Source organism: Salimicrobium salexigens, from assembly GCF_900156705.1.
GTDB lineage: Bacteria > Bacillota > Bacilli > Bacillales > Halobacillaceae > Salimicrobium > Salimicrobium album.
This window is the reverse complement of the sequence record NZ_FTOK01000006.1, coordinates 174201-189558: the sequence shown is the minus strand read 5'-3', so window position 1 is coordinate 189558 and position 15358 is coordinate 174201. Positions and strand designations below refer to the sequence as shown.

Sequence of the window (15358 nt, the reverse complement as noted above, 5' to 3'; positions counted from 1 at the left end):
TTATCTGAAATGATAGCTCTCACGGCTATTCTGTCTATACAGCTGATACGTTTCGAAGTTTAAATAGACGACTGCAAGGGCCAGGTAGAAACCGGAAGCCGGAGAAGACAATACGTGCCCGGCGGTGAAGGCAGCTCCGAGTCCGAGACCGACAGCCGTTCCTGTAAGCAGGAAGTACGGCGTGAACACTTTCCCTTTCGCTTTGACAATTAATACGACGGTCCTTCCGAGAAGGAACCAGATGGGAGCACTCAATAGAATAAAGCCTATAATTCCGAAGTTGAAGAACCAGTCAAAGAAGTCCATCTCCACAAGTTTCGGGTCTCCTTCGTAGTTCCCGCCGTATCCCATGCCGAGAAGCTTCTGGGTGATGCCCGCTTCTTTATAGTCCACCAGCTGCGCGTCAAAGAAGTCACCGCGACTGCTCAGTAATTGTTCCACTGATTGGGAAGTTTCTCCGGTACTGTTGTCCGCAGTCTCTCCCCCCTCTTCCGCTGAACCTCCGCCCGGGCTGTTTGCCGGGTCGTTGTCCTGCTGCGCTTCCTGCTCTTCTTCAATCTGACTTATCGTCAGATCCAGGTTATTCCCGATAGCCGTATAAGGAATAGCTATAACCGTCAGCAGAAGAAGGACGGGCAATACGACAACATTGTGCCATCCCTTCTTCTTCCACCACTGAATCAGCGCTGCCAGAATACCTACGGCGAGAAGTGCGAGTATGGAACCGAGGGCGACTTTTGTGCCGACGGTCAGAGCCGCATAAATAGTCAGACCCACCAGCGGAAGCTTCCAGAGTGACTCTTTCTCCCCGTCACGGACCATGTAGGCGAGCAGCATGAAACCGAAGCCCATGCCGATAATAATACTGATCTCATTACCGGAGAAGAACCATCCGGAGTGCCCTTCTTTTGCGAGATAACCATAACTCCTTTTTCCGGTGTCCGTTATGGACGCCACGACCATGACGATACTCACGACAGAGATGGCCCAGAATACGAGCTGTCTGATCAGAGCTTTCCACTTGATTCTTGAGTAAAGAGCTTCAATTACAAAGTAATAAATGACAATCATCATTACAACGTACGCTGTTTTTGTTAAGTAAGTAATCTCCGCTACTAACGAGAAAGGATCTTTGAAAATATAGTTATTAATAAGATTCAAAGCAAAAAATGCGGCGGCTGCTCCAATGTACAGGAGAGCTATTTTCTTACCTCTGGACGGTGCTGTCAGAAAAACGACGTAAAAAACACCCGCCACCATGGAAAGGACACGTACAGGTTCAGAAATAGGTAAATTCACGAAAGCTGTGAGATCCAGGAAAGGCTGCAGCAGAATGTACAGCAGGAAATATACCTCCAGCCCTTTTTTCAATTTGTTATTATCGCTGATCGCTTGCATTTGATGAATCCTCCTAGGTATCTCTTCATATCTATCACGGCTCCCTAAGATAACCTTTTCGGATATAAAGATATTTTATGTCTGTGATGATGATAACTTTTTTATGTAACAGCGGAAATCGCTGTATGCACGCTGATGGATTTGCGATCTCCGCGCCTCTTTCTTGCGACGACCTCTTTCATCAGTCTTAAAAGTCGCACTGCAACATTATAACATTAATTCGCTTCGATAAAGGGGGGCAATCTCGTTTCTTTTTTGAAAATAGTAAGGAAGTTATACGTTTCTATAATAAAAAGGATACCTGGGCGGTCATTTCATCAGATCCAGCAGCAAAGTATCCTCTTATTTCCGGGGAAATAAAGATGCACACCGTTATTTATCTTCATCTATTCTACCGTACTATGAGAGTATGTACAAAGGTGTACCGGAGAAAAGAAGGCGGCCAGGAAATCGTGACGTTCAGATGCTTTTTGGAGGTGCGAAGGGCACGATTATTCAGTAATCGTTACCTTCGGGGACTTTTAACGGGCGTGAAGGGCACGATTATTCAGTAATCGTTACCTTCGGAGGCTTTCAAGAGGTGTGAAGGGCACGATTCGGACGGTTTCCTTACCTTCGGCCGGATGAAAGGCTTCTAAAGGGCACGAAAGCCGTATTTCCTGGGGCCGGTTCGTGCCAGCGTTCGTATTCGTTCCCTTGGGAGGAGGTTTTCGGCCGTGAAGGGCACGATTATTCAGTAATCGTTACCTTCGGTGGCTTTCAACGGGCGTGAAGGGCACGATTGTTCAGTAATCGTTACCTTCGGAGACTTTTAACAGGCGTGAAGGGCACGATTCTTCAGTAATCCTTACCTTCAGACAGTCACCGGGCTTCTGAAGGGCACGCAAAACGTAAAATCAGCCATACAAAAAGTCTGCCTTATACTAAGGCAGACCCTCTTTTACATAATCATTTTTGAAGAAGTTCCATCAACTGTTGGATGACGTCCTGGGAAGTCGCCAATTCGGACGTTTCAGCCTTCTGAATGACGTTTTGCAAAACTTCCTTCAACTGTTCTTGCTGTTGCACAATACTCACCTTTTTCTTCTGATGTTTTTATCTTTATAAATCAGTAATCCGTGAGGACCCTTCTACAAATCTCTCACTGGAGTGCTCCATATCCCGGGGTGTATGAATCAGCCCGGAACTGGTCCGTTCGTTCAATATCATTTCACATTATATCATAAACCACTGCAAAAACCAGATATTTCCTCGTAAAAATTCCTGCCTCTGTCTTCATTTTAGTGTTTCCCGGCTGTATGTGCTCTAAACATATTTCTTTATTAAGAACATTATATTATTTATCACGAATAAAGTCTACAGTTTTTCACAAAAAAATAAGTGCCGCCTTGCCGGGCGCACTTATTCCTTATCGCTTTTATTCAACTTCCATTTATTGAATTCCAGATAGTCTTTGAACTGTTCCTTGGAGAGTCCCGAACTCATGGCGTCTTTCACCAGGTTCACCCATTCGTCATCCAGCGGCTCGTTGACGTCCTGCTGTTCTCCATGCAGAAGATAGTTCATGGAGACATCGAGTTCTTTTGAAATCTTCTCCAGGAATAAAACCGACGGGTTCTTCTGAATGTTGCGTTCAATCGAGCTTAGGTACGATTTGGCAACGTTCGCCCTTTCGGCGAGTTCAGACAGGGAGTACCCCCGGTTTTTCCTTATATGCTGTATACGATCGCCTATCATATCTCTCACCTTCTTTCTAAAAAAGTATAGCACATTATTTCATGATGTTCTATATAAAGTACCATTCAAGTTATAGATGAAATACTTCACAAAAAATCCGTGCATAGCGAATTACTTCACACTCTCCATAATTCCTTTATTATCAACCTTCAAAACCTTTTTGTAAATAAAATTTAATAGTCTTAAAAAAGAAGCCTTCCTTCAGTGAAGGAAAGCTTCATTCAACTCTTTTCTGAAAAAAGTTGTTGATTTTAACAGAGAGGTCATCGAAATACGTATAGACGACCGGAATCAGCACCAGCGTGAAGAAGCTGGAGACCGTCAGTCCGAAAATGATGGTTACCGCAAGCGGCTGCTGGGCTTCCGCTCCCTGTCCGATTCCGAGAGCGAGCGGCACCATGCCGAGTACCGTAGTCACCGTCGTCATCAGAATCGGTCGCAGACGGTTGGGTCCCGCTTCCAGAATCGCATCGTACCGGCTGTACGAACGCCGCCTCAAAATGTTGATGTAATCCACGAGAACGATGGCGTTGTTCACTACGATTCCCGCGAGCATAATTATTCCGACGAACGCCGGCATGCTGAGCGGGAGACCGGTAACAAACAGGCCGACCGCTACACCGACGACAGTCGCCGGCAGGCTGAACATAATGATGAACGGAAACAGGAAGTTCTCGAACTGCACGGCCATCACCGCATATACGAGAAACAGCGAGAAGAGGAGCGCGACAGATAAGTCTCCGAAAGCCTCTTCCATATCCTGGGCCTGTCCGCCCACTTCATACGTATAGCCTTCCGGGAAGTTCAGCTGGTCGATTTCCTCTTCCACATCAGCCGTGACACTGCCGAGGTCCCGCTCCCCAATATCTGCCGTGACGTTCACCTGCGGCTGCTGGTTCTCCCGGTTCAGCGCTACCGGCCCCTGCACCTGTTCAATCTCTGCGATGGAGGATAAGGGAACCGTGTCTCCGGAAGCTGTCGATATCGGTGTACCTTCCAGTTCTGCGATGCCCGCACTCTCATCGAGCGGCGTGACGAGACGTACTTCAAGCTCTTCCCCGCCTTCACGGTAACGGGTGGCCGTCTGTCCCTGGAACGCCAGCTGCACCTGTGAAATGACCTGCTGTTCCGTAAGCCCGTATCCGCTCGCTTTGTTACGGTCGACCTGGATGTCGAGCTGTGGTTCGGAGTCTTCCGTCGAAGAGGAGGGAGCGACTACCCCTTCGACATCTTTCATAATCAACACGATCTGTTCTGCCAGTTCGTTCAGCACCGCGTTGTCCTGGCCGTTGATCTGCACCTCGAGCGGAGCCCCGGTTCCGAGTCCGGCACTCATCTCCGTCACTTCGACCTCGGCTCCGACGACGTCACTGAGATCATTCTCCATATCTTCCATCACTTCCTGCGTGGACCGCTCCCGGTCTCCCGGGTCCACGAGCTGTACGGTGTAACTGGCCCGGTCAGCACTGCCGCCGGCCAGCCCCATTTCTCCGCTGCCGATTGACAGGTAATGGACGTCGACTACGTCACTGAACTCATTCAGACGCTTGCTTATCTCCGAAGTAACGGTTTCTGTTTCTTCAAGAGATGTCCCACGCTCAAGTGAAACGTCGACTTCTATCTGCCCCTGATCGGATTCCGGGATGAAAGAAGTTCCAACGAGCGGGATGAGCGCTATACTGCCTCCTATGGAGAGAATCGTGAGCAGCACGGTCGTTTTGCGGAATTTCAGCACTTTCCTCAGCACCCGCTGATATCCCCTGTTCATTTTTCCGAGGAGCCGGTCAAACCAGTTCCGCTTCCCGTCGCGCATCGCTTTCGTCAAAAGTTTGGAGGACAGCATAGGTATAAGCGTCACCGAAACGGCGAGAGAAGCGAGCAGGGCGAACGAAATGGTCAGGGCGAGCGGCGTGAACAGCTCGGAGGCGATTCCGTCCACCAGCATGATCGGCAGGAATACGACGAGTGTCGTAGTGGCGGAAGCGATAACGGCCGGAGCCAGTTCGGAGGCCCCTTTCTCCGCTGCTTCCTTCATCGAGAATCCTCGCTGCCGGTAGCTGACGATATTTTCAAGGATCACGATGGAACTGTCCACCATCATCCCTATACCGAGCGCCAGTCCGCCCATCGTCAGAACGTTGAGCGTCTCCCCGGTAAAATACATGAGAGTGAACGTCGATATGATCGCAATCGGAATGGAGATTCCGATGACGAGCGTCGCCCGTATACTCTTCAGAAACAGAAGCAGTACCGCGACGGCAAACAGACCACCGATAATGATGTTCACGATGACGCTGTTGATCGAGACTTTGATGAACTCCGATGTATCGAGCACGGTCTTCATCTCCACGTTCTCCGGCAGTTCGGGAGCTACTTCATCCATCGCGGTCTGGATGTTTTCAGCCGTCTCCACCGTGTTCGCATCCGTCTTTTTCAGAGCGGACAGTACGACGGCCGTCTCCCCGTTCACTTCCGAGACAGTCCCGGTGTCTTCGATCCTTTTTTCCACCATGGCGATCTGGTCGAGCTTCAGACGATCTCCGGACTCCGTGGTCAGGACGGTGTTCTTGACGTCATCAATCGAATCGAATTCCCCGTTCACACGGATACGGAGGTTCTTATCCCCTTTATCGACGGACCCTGCTGTCGCCGCCTGATTGGAAGCGTTCAGAGTCTGGATTATCGTCTGACTATCGATGCCTAATCGGGCGAGTTTTTCCCTTTCGATTTCAATCTGAACTTCTTCGGTACGGCCGCCCTCGACGGAAATCGAAGCGACTCCACCCTGCCGCTCCAGATAAGGAACGATTTGGTCTTCGGCGATCTGCTGAAGCTCCGCCGGCGTGTCTCCCGACAGTCCGATTGTCATAATCGGCAGAGCCTGGGGATCGAATCGCAGCACGCTCGGCTCCCCGGCATTCTCCGGCAGTACTCCCGATACCCGGGAGACCGCTTCTCTCACTTCAAGAAGAGCACTGTCCAGATCCACTCCCGTCGAAAACTGCATGAAAATAAGCGAGGCTCCCTGCTGGGACTGGGACTGCAGTACTTCGAGGCCTTCAAGTGAACTGACCGCCCCTTCAATCGGACGGCTGACGAGCTGTTCCACATCCTGCGGGGCTGCTTCCTCATAGGAAGTCGACACGACTGCAACCGGCAGATCGATGTCCGGGTACAGATCGATCGTCAGGTTTCTGAGGGAGACGAACCCGAGAGCGAGGATGGCAGCGACGATCATAATGACACCGACGGGGCGCTTGATGGACGTCTGTACGAGCTTCATCTATTCATCCTCCCCGATGATGCGGATCTCCGCCCCGTCCGTCAGGGTGATCTGACCGGAGGTGACGACGCTGTCCCCTTCGCTGACGTCACCGGTGACAGCCGATTCTTCCGTCTGCGAGGACTCCACCGATACCGGCACTTTGACAGCTTTCTTCTCTTCCACTTTATAAACGAAAGTCTCGTCCGACGTCTCAACGAGCGCTTCCGTAGGAATGATCGTCGTGTTCTCAACGACCGTTTCCGGCAGCTGAAATACAGCCGTCGTGCCCGGCTTTATGGAACCGTCCGGGTTGGAGATTTCCGCTTCCACGCTGTAAAGTCCCGTATCCCCGGGCACGGTGGCGACATTCGTCAGCTGTGCTTCCACCGGCTCGTCGGATGCTTCCACGTCCACCTGATACTTCGCTCCTTCTTCGAAAAGAGATGTCTGTTCCGCCGTAATCGAAGCAGTAATGAGAGCAGGGTTCAGCGACACTACCGTTGCGAACGGCTGCTGGTTCGTAGCCATATCTCCGACGTTCCCCTGTATGGAGGTGACTACGCCGCTCCTCGGGGAGGTGAGCGTCTCCGGTCCCGACTGCTCCCGTGCCTGCTCCAGCTGAATTTCCGCCTGTTCCACCTGCAGCCGTGCCGACTCGACGGCGGAGCTGGCCTGACTGAGCTGCTGTTCGGCCTGGGCCACCTGACCTTCTAGTTCCTGTTCCGAAGGACCGAGCAGCCCGCTCAGTCCTTCCGGTGCTTCCTGATCCTTCGCTCTTTCGACAGCTTCTTCCGCGTCATCACGGGAGGCGATCGCCTGATCCAGCTGCTGCCGTGCCTGAGCCAGTGCGTTTTCCTGAAGTTCCACCTGAGACTCTCCCTGGCCGGGAGTAATTTCAGCCAGCGCATCGCCTCTTTCCACGCTGTCTCCTTCTTCCACACTGATAAACGTAATTTCTCCGGGGGCGCCGGGGACGACAGGGGACGTGGCAGAAGGCTCGGCCCGGGCAATGATCTCCCGTTCCACGGTGAATGTGCCTTCCCTTATTTCCTCTGTTTCCACCGGGGTGACCCGTGTCTTTTCTTCTTCCGTTTCGTCACTTGAACAGGCTGCCAGCAGTATCAGCAAAAGCGAAAGTAAAATTCCTCGTTTCATGGGGCATACTCCTTCAGTGTGAAAAGTATAAAAACGCTCTCATTTATTATCAGAAAAAAAGCTGTCGCCTGTACGCGACAGCTCATCATTGTTTATAACGTAGAGCCCAGCTGTGATACGATCAAATCTATTTTTTTCTCAACGGGAAGCTGATATCCTCCGAACCGTTCATCGAAATGATCGAATACCGGCTGCATTTCTTCAAGATCGATCAGTTTCTGATACGTTTCGTACATATGACGGTACTGATCGATATACCGCTTCATCTTCTTGTAGAACCCGGACAGGTGATACGCAGATGAGAAATCAAAAGCTTTGAATACCTGGGTATCATAGTGCGGGAAGGCCGGGTTTATCGCGTGCAGCATCGCCGTCGCCAGAGGGAACTGCAGCGTGTAAGCACCCTTGTGGTTCGCCACTTCATACAGGCTTTTCGTAATGTGGTAGACATTCGGACGCGTCTCTCCGCGCACGCCTTCCATCAGATCGAAGAACCTGTCCTTGAAGTCCTGAGTCAGGCTCGGATTCTCCAGTCTGTAAAAATGACGGAACACAAACTGATACAGCCCGTCTTCCGGCACGTATGTAGAATGGTACATGCGGTTCGTATACAGATATACGGCAACTTTCTCTTCCGGAATAGCATTGATCAACTCTTCATAATCACCAATGATCATTGATGTAAGTTCCTGTGATGCACGATATTTCATAATTATTCTCACCCCGACTTTAGTTTTCGAATCCTCTACTATTCCCTATTTTACAGAAGGTCACGGGTTTTTCCAATCTATTTAGGAAATTTACCCCGCTGTGACAAAATTTCTGCCGTTCGGAGCACGAATCGTGCCCTTCGGGTGCTTATTTTTTCGCTGAAGGTAACGTTTCTGCCGTAATCGTGCCCTTCGTGCCGGACCAGGCGCTCTGAACGTAACGATTCCCGCTGTTTCGTGACCTTCGGACAGGAAAAGGGAAGCTGAACGGCACGATTCCACGCTTCAGGCGAACTTTCCGCACTCATTCCTTTTCCTTAAGGTATAATAATGAAGAAACATATAGAAAGGATGATGCATTTGATCAGAAAAAAACGGGACAAGCCGGTCCAGTTGAAGATTCTGCACGCGCTGGAGAAAAGAAAAACGCTGACGGAGCAGGAGTTGCTGCAGAAAAGCCGGCTCGAGAAAGGATGGGAAGGGGAGCAGCTTTTCGATCGGATGACCGGGACCGTGTCCAAAGAGACACTTCAGCTTCACGACCTGCGGCTGACCTGCCGCGGTTCCACCTTTCAGCTGGATACGCTGCTCATCCGCCCGGATGCGATTTACCTGTACGAAGTGAAGTACTATAACGGCGACTTCGTGTATGAGGATGGGGACTTCAAACTCTCCGGCGGTAAAGTGATCCTCAATCCCCTGCATCAGCTTCTGCGCGCCCGCACCCTGCTGCACCAGCTGCTCGAAGAACACGGATATTCTTTTCCGGTCCGGGCCTACGTCGTTTTCCCTCACCCCCATTTCTTCCTGTACCATGCCCCTGTAACCGATTCTTTTCTTTTTCTCCCGCAGTGGAAAAGTCATATCACCCGTCACGCTGCTGCCGGGGTTCTGACGGCCACCCACCACAAACTGGCGGACCTGCTTTGTTCCCTGCACAGAAAAGAGCCGTCTGCGACACAGGATGTTCTCTACGGGGAACTGCACAAAAATCTGTTCTGTCCGGGCTGTGCCGGACCCGTGTGCCGCCAGTTCAAAACATTCTTCTGTCCGGACTGTGACAACCATTACCCGGCGGGCCGGCTCATTTATGAAGCGCTGAAGGAATTCCGTCTTCTCTTTCCGGAGATGCGTCTCACCCTTTCTTCGGCACGAAATTGGTGCCGCGTCGCTTCCGACAAACAGATCAGACGCGCGCTCGCTCGTCATTTTAACGAAAAAGGACAAGGGCGGGGTGTACACTACGTGTGAACCGTTTTTTTCCAAACAAAAACGACCTCCCTGAGAGAGGTCGCTTCCTTTTATTTCAGGGCGAACATGATTTCCGCTTCGCAGGCGACTTCGCCGTCTACGGAAGCAACAGCTTTCCCTTTACCCATCGGGCCTTTGAGCCGGACGATTTCCACTTCCAGCTTCAGTCGATCCCCGGGCTTCACCTGACGTTTGAAGCGGCACTTGTCGATGCCGGTGAAGAAGGCGAGTTTCCCCTGGTTCTCCTCTTTCTTCAGCATAGCGACAGCACCGGTCTGGGCCAGCGCTTCCGTGATCAGTACTCCCGGCATTACCGGATAGTCGGGGAAGTGGCCCTGGAAATACGGTTCATTGACGCTTACATTTTTATAAGCGACCGCCCGCTCGCCTTCTTCGAGCTCCTCGACTTCATCGATGAGCAGAAACGGGTAGCGGTGCGGAATGATTTCTTTGATTTCATTAATATCAAGCATATGTACACTCTCCTTTTTTCCTACATTATAAGTATGTTTTCTGTGGAACGCAAAAAGGTTTGCCGATTCTCCCAGTAAGGGTATAGAACGTTAAGAAGGAGGTGGAAAGATATGTTATGGACAATAATAGTTATTCTCCTGATACTGTGGCTGGTCGGCTTCGTCATCGATCTTGGAGCTATCATTCATCTGCTCGTCATCGCAGCCATCGTTCTTATCGTCATCAGACTTATTCAAATGGTTACAGGGAAAAAGTAGAGCAGAGTGATCCGTCACTCTGCTCCTGTCATGATATCGATGATCTGCTGCCACAGCGACCAGTCGAACACTTCAAGCGGATTGCCTCCGCCTATGACGCCGTAACCGATCATCAGCCCGACGACGAGCGCAAGCAGGCATAGAAGCACGACGATGATGAGACGCAGCCAGATCGGGAGTGCTCTCCGTCTCTTGTTCCGTGTCTTCGCTTCGTTCGTTTTATTCTTTCTGTAGTTCTTTCTCGTATTTTCTACCATACATAAATCTCCTTATATTCAGGATCGCAACTGATTGACGAGTCCCATCATTTCATCCGACGTCGATAAAGCCCGGGCGTTGAACTGATAGGCCCGCTGCATCTGGAGCATCCCGGTCATCTGCTGTCCGGTATCCACGTTCGATGCCTCCAATGAATTGCTGCGGACGGAGCGATCTTCATTTTGCACAGCGGCAAGGATCTCCTCTTCGTTAAACCCGAGAGCCTCCGTATCGGGCAGACGGAAACGGTTCCCCTCCGTTGTCTCGAGCATGCGCGGACGGATGGCCTCCGCGATACCGATACTTGCTTCCGTCTCTTCACGGTCGCCTCTCTTCACGGAAATCGAGCCGTCTCCCCGGATCGTGAAGTCGTCAAAACCGTTATCGAGGCGGATCTCCTCTCCGTCGTCCCCGAGAACCGGGTGGCCTTCCCCCGTCGTCAGCATAAGCTGATCGTTTTCCACCGGCAAAAAATAAAAGTTCCCGGCCCGTGTGTACTGCGTTTCGTTTCCTGCCTCCGTCGGCACCTGAACACGGAACAGATGACGCTCTTTCAAAAGCGCGAGATCGAGTTCCCTGTCCGTCGTCCGGACCGTCCCCTGCTTCAGATCGAGGTTCGTATGTCCGAGCCGGGCACCTGATCCGAGACGGATTCCATCCGGCGTCCGGCGTCCGACAGCAGCTTCTTTATCTTTCAGGTTGTCTATGTTCTGAGTGAGAAGTGAAGTGAAATCGGCCTGCCTGGATTTGTATCCGGCCGTGTTCGCATTTGAAATGTTCTGTCCGATGATATCAAGCTTTCGCTGCACCTGGCCCATCGTTACGGCTGACTGCATCATTGCACGATTTACCACAGTTTCCCTCCTCCTCTATTCTTCCCCGGTTTCCCGTTCAGTAAGTTCATCCCTGGACTCTGCCGATTTCGGTGACGGCCGACTGCAGGTTCTGGTCGTAGGCACGCAGCACACGCTGATTCAATTCAAAGGACCGGTAGTTACTCATCATTTCGGTCATCGTGGCCTGAGCATCGACGTTCGACCGTTCAAGCATCCCCTGCCTGACTTCGAACTCCATATCCTCTTTCCCCCGGGCCTCTTCCGTTACAGCATCTTCCCCTGCCCGGAACAGGTCACCCCCTTCTTTTATAAACTGGGAAGCATCCGGCGTGTACGTAATGCCGAGAGGTTCTTCTTCTCCGTCTATTTCAACTGTACCGTCATTTCGTACCGTAAACTCCATGCCTCCGGTCTGGACCGGGTTCCCTTCGGCGTTCAGTACGTAGTTGCCTTTATTCGTGGTAAGAAACCCTTCCCCGTCCACGGTGAAATTTCCGTTCCGCGTATAGCGCGTCTCACCGTCTTCATTTCGGACGTTGAAAAACGTGAACCCTGTTTCATCCGGCGCGCCCTTCTGGAGAAGAGCCACGTCTGTCGCGGTCCCTGTTTCCCTGAGCCCCCCCTGCGTAAAAGAAGGTACGGTTTCCTGAAGATACATTCCCGTGTGCATTGAGCCGATACCCCGGTCCTGCGGGAGGTTCAGGCCGCTTTTTACAGGAAGCTGCAGCCGGCCCGACTCTTTAATGAGCATTTCCGGGAACGCCCGTGTCACTCCCTGGTCCTGCTTGTACCCCGGCGTATTTGCATTTGAAATATTGTTGGTCAGTGTCTCCTGATATCGCTGATTCGCCACCATCGCCGATGCAGAATTGTAAAATCCACGAAGCATGAGCCTCCCCTGCCTTCCCTTTTTAAGTTTACGTCCTTCTATTTCTTCTGAAATTACCCTCAAGCATCATTCCGGCGCCTTTTGCTGCGCTATGGAGCGGATCTTCAGAGACAAATACGGGCATATTAAGTTCTTCCCGAAACCGGACCCCGAGTCCTTTCATCAGAGCTCCTCCCCCCGTCAGAACGATGCCGCGTTCTTTTACGTCAGTCGTCAGCTCCGGAGGTGTATCTTCCAGAACGGCTTTTATCGTGCGTGTAATCATCCCGAGCGACTCTTCGAGAGCTTCTGTCAGTTCACCGGAAGTGACTGTAATGACCCGGGGCAGTCCGGTGATGATATCAAGACCTTCCACCTTTATATTATCGCTCTCACCGGCGTCCGCGTTTATAGCAATATTTTTCTTCACTTTTTCGATTGTATGCTCCCCTGTCTGAAGAGCGTATCGTTTGTTTATGTACGTAGTGAGATCGGTGCTGAATTTATCCCCCGCTCCTCTGATCAGACGGGCCGACACAATTTCTCCCATGGAAAGCACGGCGACCCCGGTCGTTCCTCCTCCGATATCGACGATCATGTTGCCATCGGGCTGAAAAATATCCATTCCGGCGCCAAGGGCTGCCACTTTCGGCTCTTCGGCCAGCTCGATCTTCTTCCCGCCGGCTTTTTCTGCCGCTTCCAGCAGGGCTTTCTTCTCTATTTCTGTTATATCGGCCGGATGACAGATGAGCACGCCGGGTTTGCTTAACAGACGCTGAACTTTTATTTTTTCGAGAAAATATCTGAGCATTTTTTCGGTTGTGTCAAAATCTGCAATGACCCCTTCCCGGAGAGGATGAATCACTTCAATATGCTCCGGCGAACGGCCGAGCATCCGCTGTGCGGGTTCACCTACTGCGATCACGGTATCCTTCCTCCGGTCCATCGCAACTGCAGAGGGCTCTTTAAGCAGTATCCCTTTTCCTTTCACATATATCACTGCATTGGCAGTACCCAGATCCACCCCTATCTCCTCAGCAAACATGAGTGAAGAACCTCCCAGTCTTGCCATACTGAACAACCATCCTAACCGAGCGACTGTTTATATGATATTAAGAACGCATCTATTCCATTATTTTATCATAATATAAAGAATTTCGTCTTATTTTTCCAAAAAAATAAACGTCCACCCGCAGATTATCGAAAAAAAGCACCGCCACGGGGGCGATGCTTCAGATTTGTTATGAATTATGATGTTGATAATGATTCCTGAGGCTCAGACTTTGGGACAGCAACACGTTCTATATCTGCTCCGAGACTTGCGAGTTTTCCTGCTAAATCAACGTAACCGCGGTCGATGTGACGAAGCTCCGTTACACGGGTGGCACCTTCGGCAACGAGTCCTGCGAGTATGAGTGCTGCTCCGGCACGAAGGTCGGTCGCTTCGACTTCCGCTCCCTGCAGGTTCGAAGGGCCATCAACGATGACACTTCTGCCTTCAATCCGCAGTTTAGCGTTCATACGGCGGAATTCTTCCACGTGCATGAAACGATTCTCGAATACCGTCTCCGTAATGACACTCGTACCTTCCGCCCTCAGCATGGCCGCCATCATCTGCGACTGCATGTCTGTCGGGAAACCGGGGTGCGGCATCGTTTTGATATCTGTCGCTTTCAGCTGTTCCGGTCCAATGACACGTAGACCGTCGCCTTCTTCTTCGACAGATACGCCCATTTCCTCAAGTTTTGAAATAACGGCTCTCAAATGCTCCGCTTCCGCACGCTCAAGCAGAATGTTTCCGCCCGTGACGGCCGCTGCGACCATGAAAGTCCCCGCTTCGACGCGGTCCGGGATAATCGTATGTTCCGCACCGTGGAGTTTTTCGACCCCGTCGATTTTTATCGTTTCCGTTCCGGCTCCGACGATGTTGGCCCCCATCTTGTTCAGGTAGTTGGCCAGGTCGACGATTTCCGGTTCTTTCGCTGCGTTCTCAATTACGGTCTTTCCATCCGCGAGAGCTGCTGCCATTACGAGATTCTCAGTGGCACCGACACTCGGGAAATCCATATAAATCTTCGCGCCTTTCAGACGGCCGTTTGTGTTCGCTTCGATATAGCCGTCTCCGACCGTCACCTCGGCGCCCATAGCTTCAAAACCTTTCAGATGCTGATCGATCGGGCGTGACCCGATGGCACATCCGCCGGGGAGAGCTACTTTAGCGTGCCCGTAGCGGGCAAGGAGCGGGCCGAGTACGAGTACGGAAGCGCGCATTTTACGCACGTATTCGAAAGGAGCTTCCGTCTTAAGCGGCTGGGACGCATCCACTGTCACCGTATTTCCGGAAGTTCTCACTTCGGCATTCATGTGAGAGATGACTTGATTAATCGTCGTTACATCCGCCAACTCAGGGACTTCATGCAATACACTTTTTCCTTCACTTGCAATAATACTTGCTGCGATCACAGGCAACACGGCGTTCTTGGCACCTTCTACTTTTACACTACCGTTCAGTTTGCCGCCACCGCGGACGATGATTTTTTCCACCATACATTCTCCTCTGCGTCGAGATTCTTAGTTATCATATTCACCCATCATTAATTACAGTTCCAATTTTCATCAAAAGTTTCTTCAATTCACATTAGTGACCTTTTTCACACAAACAAAACAACACTAATCGTATCACCACTGTCAACAAAAGCGCAAGGGCTAAAAGTGGGATATTTGGCGATGGGATGTAAAAATTGCTTTTTCCTTTAAATGTTGTTTAATAAACAATTTCCCTACATGTTTTTCTGATAAACGCTTTTCTGTCAAAACAGATAAGTGAGACTATTAGACCACGAAAGAAAATCCAGGAAGAATCTGCTCACGGTCGTTCCTATTGCAATCGTAAGAAATATCACCAGTATTCTGGCTTCGAACACTTTCCCCTTCCGGAACAATCCATCCAGATTCAGCGACTGGAGAGCGTACCAGCTGATTACTATAAAAATAAGGTGAGAAGTCATACTCATCAGTGCTTCCTGGACAAACACATCTTCCATCGTAAATTTCCTCCTTCGACATTTCCCGGGAAATAGTAAATCATTTCGGGACGTACCCGTTCTTTCTTGGGGGTGTATGTTTTTCTTTCCGCATTGATGAGGAGA

The 15358-nt window shown here is 50.9% G+C and carries 14 protein-coding genes; 2 read left to right on the top strand and 12 right to left on the bottom strand.

The window, feature by feature from the left end; genetic code table 11:
- From BW931_RS09070 to BW931_RS09050, 5 genes are all read right to left on the bottom strand, one after another.
- On the bottom strand, positions 1–1398 hold the full coding sequence (locus BW931_RS09070; protein WP_076571699.1) for an O-antigen ligase family protein: 1398 nt from the start codon (positions 1396–1398) through the stop codon (positions 1–3).
- A gap of 1401 nt (positions 1399–2799) precedes the next feature.
- On the bottom strand, positions 2800–3135 hold the full coding sequence (locus BW931_RS09065) for a helix-turn-helix domain-containing protein (protein ID WP_008590432.1): 336 nt from the start codon (positions 3133–3135) through the stop codon (positions 2800–2802).
- Between the two features lie 217 nt (positions 3136–3352).
- Positions 3353–6418 carry an efflux RND transporter permease subunit gene (locus tag BW931_RS09060; RefSeq protein ID WP_076571697.1) on the bottom strand — a complete coding sequence of 1022 codons (3066 nt, stop codon included), beginning with the start codon at positions 6416–6418 and terminating at the stop codon, positions 3353–3355.
- The gene (locus BW931_RS09055; RefSeq protein WP_076571694.1) at positions 6419–7555 is read right to left on the bottom strand and encodes an efflux RND transporter periplasmic adaptor subunit; all 1137 of its coding nucleotides are present in this window, start codon (positions 7553–7555) and stop codon (positions 6419–6421) included.
- A gap of 92 nt (positions 7556–7647) precedes the next feature.
- Positions 7648–8265, bottom strand: coding sequence for a hypothetical protein (locus BW931_RS09050; protein ID WP_040609424.1), 618 nt, complete (start codon positions 8263–8265; stop codon positions 7648–7650).
- A gap of 360 nt (positions 8266–8625) precedes the next feature.
- On the opposite strand from BW931_RS09050, the gene BW931_RS09040 reads away from it, so the two are divergent.
- On the top strand, positions 8626–9516 hold the full coding sequence (locus BW931_RS09040; protein WP_076571688.1) for a nuclease-related domain-containing protein: 891 nt from the start codon (positions 8626–8628) through the stop codon (positions 9514–9516).
- A gap of 50 nt (positions 9517–9566) precedes the next feature.
- On the opposite strand, the gene fabZ is transcribed toward BW931_RS09040, so the two are convergent.
- Complete coding sequence (fabZ, locus tag BW931_RS09035; protein WP_008590444.1) at positions 9567–9989, bottom strand: 3-hydroxyacyl-ACP dehydratase FabZ; 423 nt, start codon at positions 9987–9989, stop codon at positions 9567–9569.
- Positions 9990–10100: 111 nt separating this feature from the next.
- Here fabZ and BW931_RS13395 point away from each other — a divergent pair, with 111 nt between their 5' ends.
- Positions 10101–10247, top strand: a complete 147-nt coding sequence (locus tag BW931_RS13395; RefSeq protein WP_143023826.1) for a lmo0937 family membrane protein — start codon at positions 10101–10103, stop codon at positions 10245–10247.
- Between the two features lie 14 nt (positions 10248–10261).
- Here the strand turns inward: BW931_RS13395 and BW931_RS09030 are convergent, their stop codons facing one another.
- From BW931_RS09030 to BW931_RS09005, 6 genes are all read right to left on the bottom strand, one after another.
- Positions 10262–10504 carry a DNA-directed RNA polymerase subunit beta gene (locus tag BW931_RS09030; protein ID WP_008590447.1) on the bottom strand — a complete coding sequence of 81 codons (243 nt, stop codon included), beginning with the start codon at positions 10502–10504 and terminating at the stop codon, positions 10262–10264.
- An 18-nt stretch (positions 10505–10522) separates the two neighbouring features.
- Positions 10523–11359, bottom strand: a complete 837-nt coding sequence (locus tag BW931_RS09025) for a flagellar hook-basal body protein (protein ID WP_084193896.1) — start codon at positions 11357–11359, stop codon at positions 10523–10525.
- Positions 11360–11405: 46 nt separating this feature from the next.
- Positions 11406–12230 (bottom strand): flagellar hook-basal body protein, encoded by an 825-nt coding sequence (locus tag BW931_RS09020; RefSeq protein WP_076571686.1) that lies wholly within the window; start codon positions 12228–12230, stop codon positions 11406–11408.
- Between the two features lie 28 nt (positions 12231–12258).
- Positions 12259–13254, bottom strand: a complete 996-nt coding sequence (gene mreB, locus BW931_RS09015) for a rod shape-determining protein (protein ID WP_076571805.1) — start codon at positions 13252–13254, stop codon at positions 12259–12261.
- Positions 13255–13457: 203 nt separating this feature from the next.
- Positions 13458–14753 (bottom strand): UDP-N-acetylglucosamine 1-carboxyvinyltransferase, encoded by a 1296-nt coding sequence (gene murA / locus BW931_RS09010; protein WP_076571804.1) that lies wholly within the window; start codon positions 14751–14753, stop codon positions 13458–13460.
- A 266-nt stretch (positions 14754–15019) separates the two neighbouring features.
- The gene (locus BW931_RS09005; RefSeq protein WP_008590456.1) at positions 15020–15253 is read right to left on the bottom strand and encodes a DUF1146 family protein; all 234 of its coding nucleotides are present in this window, start codon (positions 15251–15253) and stop codon (positions 15020–15022) included.
- Between the last annotated feature and the right edge of the window lie 105 nt (positions 15254–15358).